The sequence below is a fragment of the Pseudomonas sp. S150 genome (assembly GCF_004526365.1).
Lineage (GTDB): Bacteria > Pseudomonadota > Gammaproteobacteria > Pseudomonadales > Pseudomonadaceae > Aquipseudomonas > Aquipseudomonas putida_A.
In genome coordinates, this window is the sequence record NZ_CP038207.1 from 2478694 (window position 1) to 2499024 (window position 20331).

The 20331-nt window shown below is 60.5% G+C and carries 16 protein-coding genes and 1 pseudogene; 3 read left to right on the top strand and 14 right to left on the bottom strand.

Annotated elements, in window-relative coordinates; all coding sequences use genetic code 11:
* Positions 1-2: 2 nt before the first annotated feature.
* Positions 3-419 (top strand): hypothetical protein, encoded by a 417-nt coding sequence (locus tag E3Z29_RS11480; protein ID WP_134785809.1) that lies wholly within the window; start codon positions 3-5, stop codon positions 417-419.
* Positions 420-464: 45 nt separating this feature from the next.
* Here E3Z29_RS11480 and E3Z29_RS11485 read toward each other — a convergent pair.
* Together E3Z29_RS11485 and E3Z29_RS11490 are read right to left on the bottom strand one after the other, a co-directional pair.
* Positions 465-2256: pseudogene (locus tag E3Z29_RS11485) on the bottom strand (bifunctional diguanylate cyclase/phosphodiesterase).
* A 133-nt stretch (positions 2257-2389) separates the two neighbouring features.
* Positions 2390-4474, bottom strand: a complete 2085-nt coding sequence (locus E3Z29_RS11490; protein ID WP_167734107.1) for a carboxy terminal-processing peptidase — start codon at positions 4472-4474, stop codon at positions 2390-2392.
* A gap of 138 nt (positions 4475-4612) precedes the next feature.
* Between E3Z29_RS11490 and E3Z29_RS11495 the strand changes: the two genes are divergently transcribed.
* Positions 4613-5575 carry a zinc-binding dehydrogenase gene (locus tag E3Z29_RS11495; protein ID WP_098967907.1) on the top strand — a complete coding sequence of 321 codons (963 nt, stop codon included), beginning with the start codon at positions 4613-4615 and terminating at the stop codon, positions 5573-5575.
* Positions 5576-5753: 178 nt separating this feature from the next.
* Here E3Z29_RS11495 and E3Z29_RS11500 read toward each other — a convergent pair whose 3' ends face one another.
* The 6 genes from E3Z29_RS11500 to E3Z29_RS11525 all read right to left on the bottom strand — a co-directional run bounded on the left by E3Z29_RS11500 (position 5754) and on the right by E3Z29_RS11525 (position 11112).
* Positions 5754-6407 carry an HAD family phosphatase gene (locus E3Z29_RS11500; RefSeq protein WP_134785810.1) on the bottom strand — a complete coding sequence of 218 codons (654 nt, stop codon included), beginning with the start codon at positions 6405-6407 and terminating at the stop codon, positions 5754-5756.
* Positions 6408-6441: 34 nt separating this feature from the next.
* On the bottom strand, positions 6442-7431 hold the full coding sequence (locus E3Z29_RS11505; protein WP_096797027.1) for an ABC transporter ATP-binding protein: 990 nt from the start codon (positions 7429-7431) through the stop codon (positions 6442-6444).
* A complete protein-coding gene (locus E3Z29_RS11510) occupies positions 7428-8228 on the bottom strand; it encodes an ABC transporter permease (RefSeq protein WP_007965346.1) in 801 nt (266 codons plus the stop codon). Before E3Z29_RS11510 ends, E3Z29_RS11505 begins: the two co-directional genes overlap by 4 nt.
* Complete coding sequence (locus tag E3Z29_RS11515; protein WP_167734196.1) at positions 8215-9051, bottom strand: ABC transporter permease subunit; 837 nt, start codon at positions 9049-9051, stop codon at positions 8215-8217. The genes E3Z29_RS11510 and E3Z29_RS11515 overlap by 14 nt, the downstream gene beginning before the upstream one ends.
* A 5-nt stretch (positions 9052-9056) precedes the next feature.
* Positions 9057-9863, bottom strand: a complete 807-nt coding sequence (locus E3Z29_RS11520) for an alkaline phosphatase family protein (protein WP_098967910.1) — start codon at positions 9861-9863, stop codon at positions 9057-9059.
* 181 nt (positions 9864-10044) lie between these two features.
* Positions 10045-11112: an ABC transporter substrate-binding protein gene (locus E3Z29_RS11525; protein WP_027613356.1), complete on the bottom strand. Its 1068-nt coding sequence runs from the start codon at positions 11110-11112 to the stop codon at positions 10045-10047.
* Positions 11113-11464: 352 nt separating this feature from the next.
* Here E3Z29_RS11525 and E3Z29_RS11530 point away from each other — a divergent pair, with 352 nt between their 5' ends.
* Positions 11465-12178, top strand: coding sequence for a UTRA domain-containing protein (locus E3Z29_RS11530; RefSeq protein WP_025113378.1), 714 nt, complete (start codon positions 11465-11467; stop codon positions 12176-12178).
* Positions 12179-13046: 868 nt separating this feature from the next.
* Here the strand turns inward: E3Z29_RS11530 and E3Z29_RS11535 are convergent.
* The 6 genes from E3Z29_RS11535 to E3Z29_RS11555 all read right to left on the bottom strand — a co-directional run bounded on the left by E3Z29_RS11535 (position 13047) and on the right by E3Z29_RS11555 (position 20299).
* Positions 13047-14381: an amidohydrolase gene (locus tag E3Z29_RS11535; RefSeq protein ID WP_134785812.1), complete on the bottom strand. Its 1335-nt coding sequence runs from the start codon at positions 14379-14381 to the stop codon at positions 13047-13049.
* Positions 14382-14447: 66 nt separating this feature from the next.
* Positions 14448-16601 carry a mechanosensitive ion channel family protein gene (locus E3Z29_RS11540; RefSeq protein ID WP_098967912.1) on the bottom strand — a complete coding sequence of 718 codons (2154 nt, stop codon included), beginning with the start codon at positions 16599-16601 and terminating at the stop codon, positions 14448-14450.
* 77 nt (positions 16602-16678) lie between these two features.
* Complete coding sequence (locus E3Z29_RS29375) at positions 16679-16855, bottom strand: hypothetical protein (RefSeq protein WP_007965354.1); 177 nt, start codon at positions 16853-16855, stop codon at positions 16679-16681.
* Between the two features lie 195 nt (positions 16856-17050).
* Complete coding sequence (locus E3Z29_RS11545) at positions 17051-18340, bottom strand: M18 family aminopeptidase (protein ID WP_047598982.1); 1290 nt, start codon at positions 18338-18340, stop codon at positions 17051-17053.
* Between the two features lie 172 nt (positions 18341-18512).
* Entirely contained in the window at positions 18513-19610 is a 1098-nt protein-coding gene (locus E3Z29_RS11550) for a hypothetical protein (protein ID WP_134785813.1), read from the bottom strand.
* Between the two features lie 53 nt (positions 19611-19663).
* Positions 19664-20299, bottom strand: coding sequence for an RluA family pseudouridine synthase (locus E3Z29_RS11555; protein ID WP_027613350.1), 636 nt, complete (start codon positions 20297-20299; stop codon positions 19664-19666).
* Positions 20300-20331 lie beyond the last annotated feature (32 nt).

Below are 20331 nucleotides of genomic sequence, written 5' to 3' on the forward strand. Positions count from 1 at the left end.
TTATGTTGATGTCGCCAGGAGTGAATCTTCCGTTTACTCCCCAGCTTTCTTATTGGCTTGGTGGGATAGGAACCTATGATCTGGAGGAAACATTGGGGGTGGCCCTATCTATTTACGACCCCAATGACGCATTCGATAGAGAGGTTGTTATAAAAAAGTATATTTTTGATGGTTTTTTTGGATATACGTATCGACATAAATTTTTGATGGTTAAAATTCTTGAAGAAGCTTTGAATTCGCCATGTTTTGATTTTTCAAAATTATTTGAAGATGACTATGACTCCAATACATGCGTTGCGTGGGATGAAACGATGGTAGACGATCCGCGTGGATTTTTTGAAGATATATATAGATTGGCAGTTGAGCAATGGAATGAGGAACTAAAAAAAGCAAGTGCGGAGAATCAGTCGACTTGGTAGGTCGAAGGTAAGACCGCTCCCACAGGGATCGTATCGTGTGGGGAATCAGCGTTGGCCAATCAGTTGCGGCAGTTGAAGGTCGGGGGCAGCGAGACTATCAATCACATGCACGCTATATCCCGGAACATTCTTCGCATGATGCTTCGCCTGCGAAGCCATTTCCGCGAGTTGGCTGGCATCCAGTTCTGCGCAGGCCTCGGGTTGTAGGTGGACTACGCCGATCGATAACGAGAGCAACGGGAACTCCTGCCGCACACCCTGGCGATTCGGCGCGATGAAGCAGCCGGCTTCAAGATGCTCAGGGCGATAGAAGCGGCGGCATTGGCTCTGGAAGTCGTCGAGCAGTTGGTTGAGGCGTTTGCGCCAGTCTTCCGGGCCGAGTACCAGCAGGAAGTCGTCGCCCGCCGATGTGGCCGACGAAGTCGCGGGACGGGTCGACGCGTTCGTTCAGACATTGCGCCAGGCACAGCAGGACTTCGTCGCCACGGCCGTAGCCGTAGATGTCGTTGAAGGGTTTGAAGCTGTCGATGTCGACGTAGCAGATGATCGATTCGCGGCCCTGTTGCAGCAGGCGGGTCAGGCATTGCTGGATCGGCACGTTGCCGGGTAGCAGGGTCAGCGGGTTGGCGTAGCGCGCCTGCTGGATTTTCAGTTCGGTGATCAGTTTGAGCACGTCGATCACCCGGCCAAGGCCCAGATAACCGCCGTTGAGGGTGATGATGAAATCTTCTTCGATGCGCTGCCGGGCGCGGCTGGTGATCAGGCGGCTGACCTGTTGCAGCGACTGGCTCATTTCCACAGCGAGGAAGTCGTCGTTCATCAGGCGGCTGATTGGCTTGCGGGCGAACAGGTCGGTGGCAAACGGCTTGAGCAAGGCGTCGGACAACGAATGGCGATGGACGATGCCGCACGGCTGGCCCTGTTCGTCGAGCACCGCCAGTGAGTTCAGATTGGCCTGGCGGCGGAAGGCTTCCAGCACCGTGGCGGTCGGTGTGTCACGATGCACCGCCGGTTGCTCGTTGAGCAGGGCGCTGAGGTCGCTGCCTTCGTCGTTCAACGCCACGGTGCTGCTGTCGTGTTTCGGCATCAGGGCCCGGGCATCGCGGGGTGGATGCTCCTGAGGGCGAGCGAGCAGGTAACCCTGCACCAGATCGACGCCCATCTCGGTCAGCACCGCCAGTTCCTCTGGCAACTCGATCCCCTCGGCAATCACCTGTGCCCGTGACGCCTTGGCGATTTGCAGGATCGAGCCGACGAACTCGCGTTTCAATGCGTCCTGATGGATGCCGTCGATGAAGTGGCGGTCGATTTTCACATAGTCCGGACGCAGCTCCGACCACAGGCGCAAGCTCGAATAACCGGCACCTAGGTCATCCAGCGCAATCGAAAAGCCCATCGCCCGATAGTGATGCAGGGCAGTTTGCAGCAACTGGAAATCGTCGATCGGCGTCTGTTCGGTGAGTTCGATCACCACTTGACTCGGTGGGATGCCGAAGTCTTGCAGCAGTTGCAAGGTCCGCCCCGGTTGGTGCGCGGCTTCGAGCAGGGATTCCGGCGAGACGTTGAGGAACAGCTTGCCCGGCAGTTGCTGCTCGTTGAAACGACGGCAGGCAGACTGGCGGCAGGCAATTTCCAGTTCGCTCAGGCGGCCGACCTGACGCGCCACCGCGAACAGCGCGATAGGCGAGTGCAGAGGGCTGTTGGACGGACCGCGAGTGAGAGCTTCGTAGCCGAGAATACGACGCTCGGAGAGACAGATGATCGGCTGGAACAGGCTGTGCAAACCGCTTTGAGTCAGGATCGAGCTCAAGGCACTCAGCTGTTCGGTCGTGGTCATGGCAATCTCTGGCGATAAAAAAAGGACTGGGAGCGCTCTTGCTTGAAGAGGCGCTCCCAGTCCTTTATTTCACGACAGAATGATGACTGTTTGATGACGCTCCGGGGAGCGTCACCACTAAATTGCCATCATCTTACTTCTTGGCCACCTGATTGCTCAGCTTCAGGTAATCCAGCAGCACGCGCCCGGTTTCGCTCAGGTAGGCGTCGTCTTCCGGTTTGACCTTGTCCGGCTCAGCTGCAGCCAGCGCGTCTTCATCTTCTTTCTTCAGCTCTTTGAGCGGTTCTTCGCCTTTGGCTTTGCGACGGATGTTTTCCATCGCCAGTTGCTTGGCATCGATGTCCGCATGCTGGGCACGGCGGTCGGCTTCGTTGAGGCTGACGGTTTTTTCTTCCATCAGCTTCTGCGCCAGGGCCAGCTTGTCACGGATGAACACGAACTCGGCGTCTTTGGCGCTGCGTGCGTCATGCTCGGACTTGAGCTGCGCCAGGTACGGCTTGAACGGATCGGAGGCCGGCTTGATCGCTGCCTTGATGGTGTCCCACGGCATGGCTTCCGGCAGGGCACTTTCGCCGATTTCCTTGGTGTCGATGATCGACGGGTAGTCGATGTCCGGCAGTACGCCCTGATGCTGGGTGCTCTGCCCGGAAACCCGGTAGAACTTGGCCAGGGTCAGTTTCAGTTCGCCATGGTTCAGCGGCTGAATGGTCTGCACGGTGCCTTTGCCGAAGGTCTGGCCACCGATGATCAATGCGCGATGGTAGTCCTGCATGGCGCCGGCGAAAATCTCCGAAGCCGAGGCGGACAGGCGGTTGACCAGCAGAGCCATCGGGCCTTTGTAGAACGCGCCCGGGTTTTCATCTTCCAGTACATCGACGCGGCCATCGGCGTTACGCACGAGTACGGTCGGGCCCTTGTCGATGAACAGGCTGGTCAGCTCGGTGGCTTCCTGCAGAGAACCGCCGCCGTTGTTGCGCAGGTCGATGACCACGCCGTCGACTTTCTCTTTCTGCAGTTCGGTCAGCAGTTTCTTGACGTCACGGGTGGTGCTCTTGTAGTCCGGATCACCGGCACGGAACGCCTTGAAGTCGAGGTAGAAGGCCGGGATCTCGATGATGCCGAGCTTGTAGTCCTTGCCGTCCTGTTTCAGGTTCAGCACGGATTTTTTCACCGCCTGGTCTTCAAGCTTCACCGCTTCACGAGTGATCGGCACGATCTTGCTGGTCTGGTCGTTCGGCGCATTGCTGGCCGGAATCACTTCCAGGCGCACCACGGTGCCTTTCGGGCCGCGGATCAGCTTGACCACTTCGTCCAGGCGCCAGCCCACCACGTCAACCATCTCTTTGTTGCCCTGGGCAACGCCGATGATCTTGTCGGCCGGTGCAACCTGCTTGGTCTTGTCGGCCGGGCCTGCCGGCACCAGGCGCACGACTTTCACTTGATCGTTGTCGCTCTGCAACACGGCGCCGATGCCCTCGAGGGACAGGCTCATGTTGATGTCGAAGTTCTCCGCGTTATCCGGCGACAGATAGTTGGTGTGCGGGTCGTAGGACATGGCGAAGGTGTTGATGTACGCCTGGAAGATGTCTTCCGCGCGAGTCTGGTCCAGGCGCGCCAACTGGTTCTTGTAGCGCTTGGTCAGGGTTTCCTGGATCTGCTTGGAATCCTTGCCGGCGATCTTCTGCCGCAGCACTTCGTCCTTGACGCGTTTGCGCCACAGGTCGTCGAGTTCAGCGGTGGATTTGAGCCAAGGGGCGTCCTTGCGATCGATCAGCAAGGTTTCCTTGGTGGTGAAGTCCATCTTGTCGACGCCCTTGTTCAGCTCCGCAATGGCGAAGTCCAGGCGCGCCTTGACGCGGTCCAGATAGCGCTTGTAGATGGTGAACCCGGCGTTGAGGTCGCCGCTTTTGAGGAAGTCGTCGAACTGGGTCTTCCACTTGTCGAATTCGGCGATGTCGCTGGCCATGAAGTAGCTGCGCGACGGGTCCAGCAGCTTGATGTAGCTGTCGTAGATGATCACCGAGCGCGCATCGTCGAGCGGCGGCTTGCTGTAGTGGTGACGCTTGAGCAACTCGACGACGTTGAGGCTGGCGATCACTTCGTCGCGATCCGGCTGCAACTTGTCCCAGCTGTTGGCTGCGAATGTAGTGCCCGACACCGGCAACAAGCCGATACCGATGAAAAGAGCGAGGGCGGTGCTGGGGAGCAAATGCTTCATGCTGATTCGACGCGGGGACAATTGATAACGCATATTAGGCCGTCTTTGAAGTCGCCGGTTCTACGAGAGCCGGTCGCATAATGCAAAAAGCCCGGCGCTACAGCTTCGGGCTCAGTCCAGACTCACTATGGAGGCACTGTGAAGGCATTGCAAGGCGTTGAAGGTCAAGTGGCATGGCTTGAAGAGCCGAGTCCGGCATGTGATGTAGGACAAGTGCGCATTCGCGTGGCGGCTGCGGGCCTCAATCGCGCCGATTTATTACAGAAAGCCGGGCTTTATCCACCGCCGCCGGGCGCCAGTCAGGTGCTCGGTCTGGAGTGTTCCGGGGTGATCAGCGAAGTCGGCGCCGGCTCGTCCTGGCAGGTCGGCGACCGGGTCTGCGCCTTGCTGGCCGGGGGCGGAATGGCCGAGGAGGTGGTGGTCGACGGACGGCACGTGCTGCCGGTGCCCGAGGGCGTTTCGTTGATCGAGGCCGCGGCATTACCCGAGGTTTATGCAACGGTCTGGCTCAACGTGTTTCAACTGGCGGCGCTGAAACCCGGGGAGAAGGTTCTCCTGCACGCCGGGGCCAGTGGAATTGGTTCAGCCGCCATTCAGCTATGCAAGGCGTTCGGCAATCCCTGTTGGGTCAGCGTCGGGTCGGCTGAGCGATTGGCCTACTGTGAGGCGCTGGGAGCCCAGGGCGGCGTGGTGCGCACCGATGATCTGGAAAGCCTGCGCGACTTCGGGCCGTTTGACGTGATCCTTGATCCGGTCGGCGGCAACTATGCGGCACTGAACCTCAAGCTGACGGCGCTGGACGGACGCTGGGTACTGATCGGCCTGATGGGCGGACGTGAGGCCAAACTGGACCTGGCACAGGTACTGGCCAAGCGCGTGCAGTTGCTCGGTTCGACGTTGCGCAGTCGCGACGATCAGTTCAAGGCCGACCTGTTCAGCGATTTGAGCCAGCATGTGTGGCCGCTGTTTGCCGAAGGGCGGTTGAGTCCGCAACTGGCAAAAGCCTTCCCGGTGAAAGACGCCGAAGCGGCGTTTGCCGAGCTGGCGAGCAACAAAGTTGCCGGCAAACTGGTGCTGGTGGTCGACGAAAGCCTGACCTGAAAACACCGAAAAACCTGTGGGAGCGGGCTTGTTCGCGAAGGCGGTGAATCAGACAAGAATTTATCGACTGACACTCCGCCTTCGCGAGCAAGCCCGCTCCCACATTTGGATCTATGTTTAGCCGGATTTTTCGGCAAGCTCTCTTGCCACAGTTAAGCGTCCATATTTGGATCTTTGGTTATTTCCAGAGATGGATCGGCCAGCCTGCTTTTTCGGCGTGCTCCAGCAGGACCGGATCCGGATTCACCACATGCGGGAAATCCACCTTCAGCAGCAACGGCAAATCGTTGCGTGAGTCGGAGTAGAAACTCGCGCCTTCCAGATTCTCTTCCTCGGCGTCCAGCCATTCCAGCAGGCGGGTGATCTTGCCTTCGCGGTAGGTCAGCGTGCCGACGGTCTGGCCAGTGTAAACGCCGTGCGCAACGTCCAGTTCGATGCCGAGAATTTCGTCGATGCCCAGGCGCTCGGCGATCGGTTTGACCAGGTGCGTGCCGGAAGCCGAGATCACCAGAATCCGGTCGCCGGCCTTGCGGTGGGCGGCGATGGTTTTGGTCGCGTCGCTGAAGATGATCGGTTCGATGAAGTCTTCCACCCATGGGCCGACCAGGTGTTCGACCTCTTCCGGGGTGCGCCCGATCATCGGTTCGAGGCTGAATTCCATGTACTCTTCCATGCGCAATTTGCCATGGCTGTAGGCGTCCATCAGCTCGTTGTTCTTGCGCATGAACGACTCGGGATCGACCCAGCCCAGGCGCCCCATCTGCTCGCTCCAGAGGGTGGCGCAGTCGCCGTGGATCAGGGTTTCGTCCAGATCAAAAATTGCCAGGGCCATCAGTGCAGTTCTCTCTTCAACGTCAGCAAAGTCATCAGGCTACCTCACACAGGGCCGTCGGATCGATGGAAAGCGCCAGACGCTGACCGTCGGGATGCAGATCCGCCGCCGAGCGGTTGAGCACGTCCACCACCAGTTCCACGCCACGCGCCTCGACTCGATAGCGGATCACGTTACCGAGCAGGCTGTGGCTGCGGATCTGTGCATCGAGTTCGCCATTGAGGCTCAGCTCGATGGCTTCCGGGCGAATCGCGATGCGGTGGTTGATCGGCCGTTGCAGCAGTTTCGAGGCGCTCTCGGCGTCGAGCAGGTTGTAGTTGCCGATGAAGCCTGCGGCGAATATGTCCACTGGTGCGGTGTAGAGGGTTTCGGCATCGCCGCTCTGCACGATCTTCCCTTGGTTCATCAGGAAAATCCGGTCGGACATGGTCAGCGCTTCTTCCTGATCGTGGGTGACGAAAATCGTGGTCAGGCCGAGTTCGCGCTGGATCTGCCGGATCTGCTCGCGCAGGTGTTTGCGGATACGCGCATCCAGCGCCGACAGCGGTTCATCCAGCAGTAACAGGCGTGGACGGGTCACCAGCGAGCGGGCGAGGGCCACGCGTTGACACTGGCCGCCGGAGAGCTGATGCGGATAGCGGCTGGCGAAGTCGTTGAGCTCAACCAGTTTCAGCACCTCGGCGACACGCTTGTGGCTGTCGTCCGAGTTGACTTTTTGCATGCGCAGGCCGAAGGCGACGTTCTGTTCGACGGTCATGTTGGGGAACAGCGCGTAGCTCTGGAAGACCATGCCGATCCCGCGTTTCTGCGGACTCAGCGGCACGATGTCGACGCCATCAAGCAGGATCTTGCCGCCATCCACCGGCGTCAGCCCGGCTATGCAGCGCAGCAGCGTGGACTTGCCGCAACCCGATGGGCCGAGGAGGGTGACGAATTCACCCTTGTTGATCTCGCAGTTGATGTCGCTGAACACGGTCGTGCCCGCGTAGTTTTTCTGCAGGTGTTGGACGCTGACATAGCTCATTCGCTTTTGTCCTTGTTCAAGATGTTGGCGATCCAGGTCAGGACCAGCACGAAAAAGAAGTACGAGATCACCAGCGCACTGGTGAAGTGGCCGCTGCTGTTGCGCATGTTGTTCAGGTACACCTGCAGGGTTTCGTAGCGCGTGCCAACGAGGATGTTGGCGAACACGAACTCACCGAACAGGAACGAGAACGACAGCAGCAACGCGACCATCAGGCCCTTGCGCAGGTTCGGCAGCACCACCAGAAATGCCGCCTGAAAGGTGCTGGCGCCGAGCAGTTGCGCGGCGTCCATCAGGTCGCGCAGGTTGATCGCCTGCAGGTTGTTGGTGATCGCCCGGTACATGAACGGCAGCGCCACGGTGAAGTAGCAACCGATCAGAATCCACGGTGTGCCTACCATCGCCAGCGGCCCGGAACCGTACAGTTGCAACAGACCCACCGACGACACCACCGGCGGCACCGCGAAGGGCAGCAGGATCAGGATGTTCATCAGCGCATCGAGTTTCGGGAAGTGGTAATGCACCACGAACAGCAGCGGCAGGATCAGCACCACCGACAGCACCAGCGCGCCGACGCACACCAGCAGCGACTGGCCGAAGGCATGCAGGAAGCGCGGGTCGCTCCACAACTGGAGGTACCACTTGAAGGTGAAACCGCTGGGCAGGATGGTCGCCGACCAACTGCTGGCAATCGAGTAGATCAGCGTGCCCACCAGCGGCAGCAGCAGAATCGCGAACAGCAGATAAACCACGACGCGGTGGTAGACGCCGGCCGGGCCGGATTCAGCGCGAGACATGGTAGCTCCTCTTCAACAGCAGTTGATGCACGACGGTGACGATGGTCATCAACGCCACCAGCACCACGGCCAGGGCACTGGCGAGATTCGGATCGAGGGAAATATCCCCGGAAACCATTGCCGCGATGCGGATCGGCAGCACGTTGAAGTTGCCGGTGGTCAAGGCGTACACCGTGGCGTAGGCGCCGAGGGCGTTGGCCAGCAGGATCACGAACGTGCCGAGCAGTGCCGGGGTCAGCACCGGCAGACCGATGTGGCGCCAGAACTGCCAGCCGTTGGCGCCGAGCAGCGCGGCGGATTCGCGCCAGTCTTCACGCAAGGCGTCGAACGCCGGGTACAGCAGCAGCACGCCGAGGGGAATCTGGAAGTAGGTGTAGAGGATGATCAGACCGGTTTTCGAGTACAGGTTGAAGTCCTGAATGATCCCGGCCTGCTTGAGCATGATCGTGATGCTGCCGTTGAAACCGAGCAGGATGATGAACGCGAACGCCAGCGGCACCCCCGCGAAGTTGCTGGTCATGTTGGCGAAGGCATGCACGAAGTTGCGCAGTTTCGAGTCGACCCGGCGCAACGAATACGCACCGAGCACGGCGATGATGATGCCGAATACGCTCGACCAGAAACTGATCTCCAGGCTGTACTGAATCGCCTGCAGATAGAACTTCGAACTGAAGATCTTGCTGAAATTGGCGAAGCCCCAGCCGAACTCCTCCGATTGCAGGCTGTTGATCATCACCCAGACCAGCGGGGCGATTTCGAACACGATAAAGAACAGCGCGAACGGCACCAGACACAGGGCCGCCAGCCATTTGCCGCGAGTCATGGCATTCACTTGAGCAGCTCCCGGCACACAGGTTTGTCGTGAGGGACGCCGAGCAGTTCGCAGACGGTGCCGCAGATCTCGGTCTGCTTCGGCGCGGCGTCAGCATTCAGGCTGAAGGCGTTGCCGAGGACGAACAGCGGCACCTGGCGCTCTTCCGGTAGCAAGCCGTTGTGCGAGCGGTCGTTGTTCATGCCGTGATCGGCAGTCACCAGCACCTGATAACCCGCGTCGAGCCAGCCTTGCAGGTAGTCGGCGAGGATGATGTCCGCCGAGCGTGCGCTGTTGCGGTATTGCGCGGAATCGAGGCCGTGCTTGTGGCCGGCGTCGTCGATGTTCATCGGGTGGATCAGCAGGAAGTTCGGCGCATGGCGCAGGCGCAGGTGTTCCGCGTCGGCGAACAGGTGCGAATCCGGGTAGTGATCGTTCCAGTAGAAATGCCCGTGCTGGATCGGTAACGCTGGATCGTCGGTATGCCGGTCGCGGGCCGCTAGGAACGGTGAGCGGTTGTACAACTCGCTGACCCAGTGATAAGCCGCTGCGGCGGTTTTCAGGCCGGCGTCGCGGGCGTAGTGATAGATGCTGCGCTGATTGGACAGGCGCGCAACGTTGTTGTGGACGATGCCGCTGTCGATCGGCGGCACGCCGGTAAGGATGCATTCGTAAAGCGGTCGGGACAGGGCCGGCAACTCGCACTCCAACTGATAGAGCGCGGCGCGTCCTGCGCCAACGTAAGCCTGCAGATGCCCCATGGCGTGACGCGCGACCTCGTAATTGAGACCGTCGAGCACGACAAGGATGACGTTGTGCTTCATAGGGGCAAAAACTCCGCGAAAACAGGAAATTTCAGATTCAACCTGGATCCCCTGTGGGAGCGGGCTTGCTCGCGAAGGCGGAGTGTCAGTCAATAGATGCTTGACTGATCCACCGCATTCGCGAGCAAGCCCGCTCCCACATTTGGATCTCCAATGGATCCAGCAGTGGGGATTTACAGGATTACTTCATCTCTACGATGACTTCTTCGTTCCACTTCTGCGGCAGGGCCTTGGAGGTTTTTTCCCAGGCGTCGGCGTCCTTGATCGGCGTGACCTTCTTGTACTGCTCGTTCGGCAGCAGCTTGGCCTTCACGTCTTCCGGCAGTTGCAGGTGTTCGGCGCGGATCGGACGAGCATTGCCGCGGGCGAGGTTGGTCTGGCCGGCGTCGCTGAAGATGTATTCGCGGGTCAGCTTGGCGGCGTTCGGGTTTTTCGCGTACTTGTTGATGATGGTGGTGTAGCCGGAAATCACCGAGCCATCCGACGGGATCAGCACCACGTAGTCATCCGGGTTGGCCATCTTGGCCTTGTAGCTCAGGCCGTTGAAGTCCCAGACCACGCCGACTTCGATTTCGCCTTTTTCCATGGTGGCGATGGTCGGGTTGGCCATCGACAGTCGACCTTGCTTGGCGATGTCTGCAAACAGCAGCAGGGCCGGCTGGATGTTCTTCTCGTCGCCACCGTTGGCCAGGGCAGCGGCCAGTACGCCGTTGGCGGCTTGCGCGGCGGTGCTCACGTCACCGATGGAAACCTTGTATTTGCCGCCCTTGAGGTCGGCCCATTTGGTTGGAACTTCGGAGCCGTGCAGCAGCTTCTTGTTGACGATGAAGGCGATGGTGCCGGTGTAGGCCAGTGCCCAGTTGCCGTCCTTGTCCTTGGCCCAGTCCGGGACTTGATCCCAGGTGCTTGGTTTGTACGGTTGCACCACGCCCTGCTTGACCGCGATCGGGCCGAAGGCCGCGCCGACGTCGCCGATGTCGGCAGTGGCGTTGTCTTTTTCGGCGGCGAACTTGGCGATTTCCTGGGCCGAGCTCATGTCGGTGTCGATGTGTTTCAGGCCATAGGTCTTGGCCAGGTCTTCCCAGGTGCCTTTCCAGTTGGCCCAGTCATCGGGCATGCCGACGCTGTTGACGGCGCCTTCCGCTTTCGCAGCGGCTTCGAGGGTTTTCAGGTCGGTACCCGCCGCCATGGCGGAGGTGCACATTGCAATGGTCGAGCCTAACAGTGTTGCCAGGAAAAGCTGTTTCATTCCGAAGCTCCTTGGTCGTGTTCAACGCTGCGATTGCGGTTTGTGTTGGTCTAGGTCAGCAATACCTGAGCCAATTTAAGGGGGCTGGATGACACTTTGATGTCGGCGGTCGCCCGGCAGGCCTTTTATTGGCCCGGTTTCGGCGCTTGCCCGGTAAGCGTAGACCAAGGTCAAAGCCCCGGCGGACAAGGCACTTGGCCGATGTATTGCAAGTCATGAGGGCGACCGTCGGGCGGGTTTGTCATCTCTCGGTCATCTGCACTGCCTAGGCTTGCAATACAAGGAAACGGCTTGCAGGCCGTACGGTTTTTGCCCCGAAACAGTGCTGGTCTAGTCCAGATAGGTAACGTTGATGCGCGATGAGGCAACAAAAGCGGTGACAGCGATTGGTCAGGTGCTGCAGGAGCAACTTGATCACGGCCTGCTCGCGCCTGGGAGCAAGTTGCCGGCCGAGCGCAAGCTCAGTGAGTTGTTCGGCACCACGCGCATTACGGTGCGTGAGGCCTTGTTGCAGTTGGAGGCGCAGGGGCAGATCTATCGCGAGGAGCGCCGTGGCTGGTTCGTTTCGCCGCCACGTCTGGCGTACAACCTGATGCAGCGCAGTCATTTTCACGCGATGGTCAGTGCGCAGGGGCGGGTGCCGTCGACCGAGGTGATTTCGGCGCGGTTGCAGCCGGCGTCGGTGGCGGTTTGTGCGTTGTTGCAGTTGCCTGCTTTGTCGAGCGTGATTCAGATTTGCCGGTCGCGGCGGATTGACGGGCGGCTGGTTTTGTATGTGGAGCACTATCTGAATCCGCAGTATTTTCCGGGGATTCTGGGATTTGATTTGAATCAGTCGATGACCGAGTTGTATGCGCGGCATTACGATTTGCACTATGGGCGGGTGCGGTTCGAGATTGTGCCGACGTCGTTGTCGGTGGATGCGGCGGCGGCTTTGCGGGTTTCTGTCGGGAGTCCGGGGTTACGGATTGCTCGGGTCAATTATGATCAGCATGAGCGGTTGATTGATTGTGATCTGGAGTTTTGGCGGCATGATGCGATTCACGTTGGTGTAGATGTTGTTTGACCTTGGCGGCCTTTGGGCCGACCAGGTTCTTGGGGTTTTGGGTTTATATCCGTTGCTTCGGGTGTTGCCACTGGCGGTTTCGCTTTTACAGCGAGTCCCTTTGGCAAACGCCCCAAAGGAACCAAAGGTCTGTGCCCTGACGTTCGGCCCGCTCGCTAAAGCTCGGGGTTCCTTCGCTCCGGGATCGATCCGGGCGCATCGCCTCCGGTTTGCTTCGCTGCACCTCCTCTCGATGTGTTCGACTTCGTCGAACGGTCGCTTCGCTCCCACCCCCGGATCAATCCCTCCGCTCAGCCTGCCGACGGGCCGGTGAGTCAAGATCAAGAGCTTTCGGCGAGCTGACACTCGGCCATTGAGTGGTGAAGAGCCTGCGGTCGGCTTTTGCTTTGCTGTAGGGGTGAGCCTGCTCGCGATGGCGGCCTGAAAGCCGACCAATCACCAACTGCCTGCACTCAATCCAACTGTGGCAGCTGGCCTGCCAGTGGTGGTGACCTCCCAGCCGACCAACTCCAACAGCCCCCACCCAATACCACTGTGGGAGCTGGCTTGCCAGCGATGGCGGCCTGACAGCCGACCAATCTCCAACTGCCTGCACCCAATCCCACTGTGGGAGCTGGCTTGCCGGCGATGGCGGCCTGACAGCCGACCAATCTCTAACTGCCTGCACCCAATCTCTCTGTGGGAGCTGGCCTGCCAGTGATGGTGACCTCCCAGCCGACCAATCTCCAACTGCCTGCACCCAATCCCACTGTGGGAGTGAGCTTGCTCGCGAAGGCGGCCTGACAGCCGACCAATCTCCAACAGCCCACACCCAATCCACTGTGGGAGCGGGCTTGCTCGCGAAGTCGCCCGCACAATCACCCCATCTCTATCTGGCCAGCTGAGCATTCCCATACAAATAATCCGTCGCCAACGACGCCATCGTCCTCACCCCAACCACCAGCGCCGACTCATCCACAAAGAATCCCGGATTGTGATTCGGCGCCGCCTTACTCATGTCCTGATCCCGTGGCGTCACCCCCAGAAACACAAACAGCCCGGGCACTTCCTTGGCAAAGAACGAGAAGTCTTCCGCGCCGCCCACCAGCGGTGCATTGACCACGTCATCCTTGGCGGCCCATTTCAACGTCGGCAGCATTTTTTCCGTCAGTGCCGGGTTGTTGATCGTGGGGTCGTATTTTTCGATGATGGTCACGTCGGCTTTCGCGCCGCCGCTTTCGGCGATTTTTTCGATGGTCTGGCGTACGTCGGCGTGGAGTTTCTGGCGGATGCCGTAGTCGTAGGAGCGGATGGTGCCGCTCATGTCCACGGACTCGGGAATGATGTTGTAGCGGGTGCCGCCGTTGATGGTGCCGATGCTGACCACCGACGGGTAGGACGAAATGTCGGTGCGGCGGCTGACCACGGTTTGCAGGCCGACGATGGTTTGTGCGCCGACGGTGATCGGGTCGATGCCGTCCCACGGGCGGCCGGCGTGGGTCTGTTTGCCGAGGATTTTGATGCGCAGGTCGTCGGAGCTGGCCAGAGTGGCGCCGGGGCGGTAGGCGATCTGGCCGGCGGGGACGCCGGCCCAGACGTGGAGGCCGAAGACGGCGTCGGGTTTGGGGGATTTCATCACGCCTTCCTGCACCATCATTTTCGCGCCCCAGGTGTTTTTGCCGTCGGGGATGAAGTCGCTCGGGCCTTCTTCGGCGGGCTGGAAATAGAACACCACGGTGCCGGGCAGGGTGTCGCGCATGCCCGTAAGAATTTTCGCCGTGCTCAGCAGGATCGCGGTGTGGGCGTCGTGGCCGCAGGCGTGCATCACGTCGACTTCTTTGTCCAGATAAGTGCCTTTGGCTTTCGAGGCGAAAGGCAGGTCGGCGACTTCCTTGACCGGCAACGCGTCCATGTCGGCGCGCAAGGCCACGGTCGGGCCGGGCAGGGCGCCCTTGAGGATGGCAACCACGCCGGTGCGGGCGACGTTGGTTTTGACTTCCAGACCCATGGCCTTCAGTTGTCTGGCGACCAGTTCCGCGGTGCGTTTCTCGGTGTTGCCCAGTTCCGGATGCGCGTGGATGTCGCGGCGGGTTTCCAGCAGTTGCGGTTCAAGTGCCTTGGCTTGCGTGGCGATCTGTTCGCGGGTGCTGTCCAGGGTGGCGGCGCTGGCGGTGCCGGCCAGCAGAGTGAGCAGAACGGACTGGGCGATACGTGTCAGCTGCATCGGGTGTCTCCATGGTTATTGTTTTTCTGGCTTCCCTGCCTGTGACCCGAGTGTGTGCGCGAAGTGCTATTCCTTCGGCTGGCCACCGCCGGCAGTGATGACCTGCACGCTCATGCGTGGCGTCGCCAGATCGAGTCCGGCTTCGTCCAGATGGCGTTTGAGCGACAGGTTGAACGCTCGGGAAACTTCCCATTGTTTGATCGGTGCAGTCTTGAACCGCGCGCGCAGGATCGCGCTGCCGGATTCGAAACTTTCCACGCCCTGGATCTCCAGCGGCGACCAGATGTTGCGCCGTTGCAGTGGGTCGGTACGCATTTTCTGGCCGACTTCGCGCATCAGTTTGATCGCGTCGTCGATTTCCATGTTGTACGGCACCGCCACGCGGAAGATCGCGTAGCCGAATTCCCGCGAGTAGTTCTTGATGCTTTTGATTTCGCTGAACGGGATGGTGTGGACGATGCCATCGATGTCGCGCAGGCGCACGGTGCGGATGGTCAGGCCTTCGACGGTGCCGAGGTGGCCGCCGACGTCGACGTAGTCATCAATGGCCAGCGAGTCTTCGATGATGATGAACAGACCGGTGATCAGGTCCGCCACCAGCGACTGCGCACCGAAACCGATGGCCAGACCGATCACACCGGCACCGGCCAGCAGTGGCGTGACGTTCATGCCCATGTTCGCCAGGGCGACGATCAGCGCGATGATGAAAATCGCCACGAACAGCACGTTGCGGATCAGCGGCATCATCGTCTGCGCGCGGGCATTCGCCAGGCCTTTGCGCGAGCGGGTGAGGGCGTGGTGCACGGCGGTGTCGGCGAGGATCCAGATCAGCCAGGAGAAAATCAGCGTGCCGATCAGGCTGAACAGTTTGACGCTGACGTCATGCCCTTCGCCCTCGGCAAAGCCGATCAGCGACTTGCCCCACACGCGCAGGCCGAGCTCGATGAAGATCAGCCACACCAGCAGGTGGGCGAGGGTGTAGAAGAAGCTTTTCAGGCGCTCCGAGTACAACGCATGGCGCTTCGGCCCGCGTTGCGGTTTGAGTGAATGACGGCGCACGAGGCCGTTGATCACCATGCACATCACCAGCAGCACCGTGCAGATCAGCGACTGACGCAGGGCGGTGCTGGTGTCGCCGGCGGAGACGAAGGTGGCGAACAGCGAGATGCCGACCAGCACCAGCGCCGGCACGTACCAGAAGGTGCCGAGGATATCGATGGTGTCGCTGAGGGCGCGGCGGGTCAGGCGGCGGGACAACGGCTGGTTGCGGATCAGGTGCGCGATCGGCCGGCGGAAACGCAGGATGAACAACCCGGTGAACAGCGCCGCGAGCACGTTGGTGATGGTCGCGGTGGTGTGCGCCAGGTGCACGCCGAGGCCTTCGACCAGGCGCGGGTCACTCAGCGCTTCACCGAATGCGGCGAAGCTGCCGATCAGCCACAACGGACGGAAGGCCTGATGCCGCAGGATGTACAGCGCCCGGTGCCGGTGCGGGCCGTCGAGCAGCGAGAAGGCGATCACGCAGATCGCCGAGAAACAGGTGCCGACCACCAGCGCATAAGCCAGCACCATCGCCAGGCTTTTACCCAATGACGACGGCAGCGCGTAGCTCATGTAAACGGTGATGACCAACGCAATCAACCACGGTCCGAGCTTGCGCAGGGCGAAGCGCAGCATGTCGAGGGCCTTGGGGTGTTGCGGCAGTTCTTCGGTCAGGCCGAAGCGCATGCGCACCCGGTGACCGAGCCAGATCAGCGCGGCGGCGAGCAGGCTCCAGACCATCAGGATCACCGCGAAGCCGAAGATGATCGGCAGCCATTCGCTGGCCGGCAACATCAGGTTGTCGAGTTCGTCCCTGGCCAGATCGAACTCGTCGGACCAGCGGGTCAGCGGGCTGTCGTCACCGGAGAACTGTTTCTCGAAGCTGGCCAGGGTGCCGCCGATCAGGCCCAGCACGCCTTCTTCCGGTGAAGCCTGGGCTTTCTTGGTGGCGTCGCGCAGCTTTTTCAGATCGCTCAGCAATTGTGCACGTTGCTTGTCGTTTTCCAGCGACTTGATGACTTCATCCAGCGACTGGCCCAGCGGCTCTTGCGCCTCCGGCTGCGTCTTGGTGGTGTTGAGCAGGCCCGGCAACCCGACCGCCTGGGCAGGGGCCAGCGGCAGCAGCGTCATCAGGCAGACAAGGAACAGGCAGGGCAGAGCAAACAGACGAGCGAACACTAGGCGGTCAACCTCGCAAAGGGGCGAATTGAGCGAGTGTACGAGGCAGCCAGAATCAATGCGAGCCGGGCGCGGATTTATTCGTTGAGTTTGGCGAGGATCTTGTAGACCACGGTCGCCAGGATCATCAGCATGCCGACCCACATGGCAAACACACCGGCGTTCTTGTCGCGGAAGTTGAAACCGATCGCCAGCAGGATCATCCCGGACAGTATCGGAATGAGCATGGCGTGGAAGGAGGACATCGAAATCATGGTGACTGCCTTGTCGAAGGGAATGATTTAAGTCTAGGTCGCTTTCTGCAGCGAGGAGTGATGTGTATCAGGAATGATTCGGTTCTACGATGAATCTTTGTTGTCTGCACGAGCGCTTTCGCGAGCAAGCCCGCTCCCACAGGTTGAAATGCATTCCAATGTGGGAGCGGGCTTGCTCGCGAAGCTTTTCAGCTTTTAAGGCAACTCGCGGCTGGCGTAGAACGCGCTCAGCACTTTGACCAGGTGCGCCAGATCGTGGCTGCCGCACAGTTCGCGGATCGAGTGCATGGCGAAGGTCGGCAGGCCGATGTCGACGGTGCGCACGCCCAGGTGGCTGGCGGTGATCGGGCCGATGGTCGAGCCGCAGCCCATGTCGCTGCGCACCACGAAGCTCTGCACCGGTACTTCTTCGGCCATGCACAGGTGGCGGAAGAACCCGGCGGTTTCGCTGTTGGTGGCGTAGCGCTGGTTGCTGTTGACCTTGATCACCGGGCCGGCGTTGAGTTTCGGACCGTGGTTGGCGTCGTGCTTCTCGGCGTAATTGGGGTGCACGCCGTGGGCGTTGTCGGCCGAGACCAGCAGCGATTTCTGGATGGTGCGGACGAACTCGTCACCTTCCGGCAGCAGGCGGCGCAGGGTCTGTTCGAGCATCGGGCCATCGGCACCGCACGCCGAGCAGGAGCCGACTTCTTCGTGGTCGTTGCACACCAGCACGCAGGTTTCTTCGGTGTCGGCGGTGAGCAGGGCTTGCAGGCCTGCGTAGCACGACAGCAGGTTGTCCAGGCGCGCACCGGCGATGAAGTCGCCATGCAGGCCGATGACCGCCGCGCTCTGGGTGTCGTAGAAACTCAGCTCGTAATCCAGCACCACATCGGCGTTCAGGCCATGTTCGCGGGCCAGTTGATCAGTCAGTACGGCGCGGAAGTCGACGCGTTCGTCGCCGGCGAATTGCGCGAGGATCGGCGGCAGCTCGGTCTGCGCGTTGATCGCCCAGCCCTGATTGGCTTCACGGTTCAGGTGAATCGCCAGGTTGGGAATGATCGCGATCGGCGCCTTGAAGTCGATCAGTTGGCTTTCGACCTTGCCGTCGCGACGGAAGGTGACGCGCCCGGCCAGCGACAGGTCGCGGTCAAACCACGGCGCCAGCAGCGCGCCGCCGTAGACTTCAACGCCCAGTTGCCAGAAGCCCTGACGTTGCAGTTCCGGTTGCGGCTTGACCCGCAGACACGGGCTGTCGGTGTGGGCGCCGACCAGACGGATCCCGTCGTGCAGCGGCGAGTTGCGGCCCATTTTGATCGCGACAATCGAGGAGTCGTTACGGGTGACGTAATAGCGGCCGTTGGCCTCGGTGGTCCACGGCTCGCGCTCGTCGAGGCGCACGTAACCGGCGGCCTCCAGACGCTGAACAAGGCTGGCGGTGGCGTGGAACGGGGTAGGGGAGGCCTTGAGGAAGTCGATCAGGCCTTGGTTCAACTCTTCGCGCATAAGAAGCTCCAGACAGCAATGGGCGCGAGTTTAACGCATCGGCCCGGGAATTGAATCCGGGCAGGATCGGGGTGGGAGCGGGCTTGCTCGCGAAAGCGGTGGGTCAGATGCAGATTTTTGGATGACACACCGCTTTCGCGAGCAAGCCCGCTCCCACAGGGAGTAATGTGGATCAGCGGGCGGCTACGCGTTTTTTCAAATAGTTCATGATGACTTTTTCATCTTCCGGTTTATCCGGACGCGGCAGCTGTTGCGGCCAGGACTTCTGGCTCAGCAGTTTTTTCTGCTGGCTCTCGTCCCAACGCAGAATTTCCCGCGAGGCGCATTCCCACCATTCGTGTCGGCAAACGCTGTAGTACGGATCTTCCGGCGCAGCGCTGCCGTACAGCAGATCACGACCGACCTTGCGCAGGGCACCTTTCTGGTGGCGCAGCTTCCATTTGATTTTCAATCGGCGCCAGGCCGAGGGGAACGGCTTGACCCGTGGCACATCGCTGCACAGATCCACCAGGCGCTGGCTGAACTGCTCGCCGTGCTGGGAGAAGAAGTACGTCTGCATCGCGTGGAAGAAACGTTTTTCCGCGAAGTAGTGGTAGACGTGTTTGCGCGCTTCCACCACCTGACGCTCGCGCATGGCATACGACAGGGCGATCTGTTCGATGGTGTGGATTTCGAAGCCGCCGAGTGTCCACTCATCAATCAGGCGGATCGACTCTTCGAACAGCGCTGAGTCGCTGTCGGTCACGCCGCACAAGCCGCTGTTGTAGAGCTTGAAACCGTTATCCGGCGTCACGCCGTGGCTGCGCAGGTCGCGACCGAGTTTTTGATAGTCGGGACGCTGGTGCACATCTTTCCAGTCGTACTCGAAGCGATCCATCACCGAGCGGTTCGGCTCGATGAATTTGAACAGTTGGCTCGGGTGGCGGGTGAACAGGGTGTCGGTGTCGACGAACAGGGTTTTTTCCGCCCACTGCATGCCCGCGGCGATGGCGCAGGCCTTGCGGCGGTGGTGATAGCCGTGGGTGCCTTGCCAGCGGGTCAGAGTCGCTTCATCCAGCAACACCGTGTCGACCGGCCAGCCCGCATAGTCGTCGGGGCGATCAGTGAGAATGCGGATCGCCGGTCGCTCGCCGTTTTTAGCCTGGGACAGCGCGGTCAGGATGCTGAACTTGGCTTCGCGCCGGTACACATCCTGATTGCCGTAAACCAGGTAAAGCAGTTGATGACGAACTTTCGTGAGGGGGGTTACCAGGGAATCGATACAACTCATCCGAAAACAGAATCCTTGTCCAAAAGAAAACAGCGCCGCCACTCAGGCAGCGCTTAAAACGGTGCCGGGCATTCGAAGCGCAAACGCTCGCCGGTTTGCGGGTGGGTGAAGCTCAGCATGCTGGCGTGCAGGCACAGACGCGGCCAGGCCGCCAAGGCCTGCTCATGGGCGTACAGCCCGTCGCCCAGCAGCGGGTGACCGATGGACAGCATGTGCACACGCAACTGGTGCGAGCGACCGGTGATCGGCGTCAGTTCGACGCGGCACCAGTCGCCGCAACGTTCCAGTACGCGCCAGAAGGTCAGCGCATGCTTGCCGAATTCGTGGTCGACCACGTGCCGCGGTTTGGTCGGCGGATCGTAGCGCAGCGGCAGGTCGATGCTGCCACTGTCCAGCTCCGGCTGACCCCAGCAGAGCGCAGTGTAGGCTTTCTCTGTTTCACGATCGTGAAACTGCCGCGACAGTTCGCGGTGAGTATCCGCGTCACGGGCCAGCAGAATGATGCCGGAGGTTTCCCAGTCCAGGCGATGGACGATGCGCGCTTCCGGGTAGCCGTTTTCCTGCAGGCGGGTGATCAGGCAGTCCTTGTTGTCGTCGGCGCGACCGGGCACCGAGAGCAGCAACGTCGGTTTGTCGACCACCAGTACGGCGGCGTCCTGATGGATGATGCGGATGTTGGACAACGGCATTAAAACAGCCTCGTAACAAATGCCAACGGCGG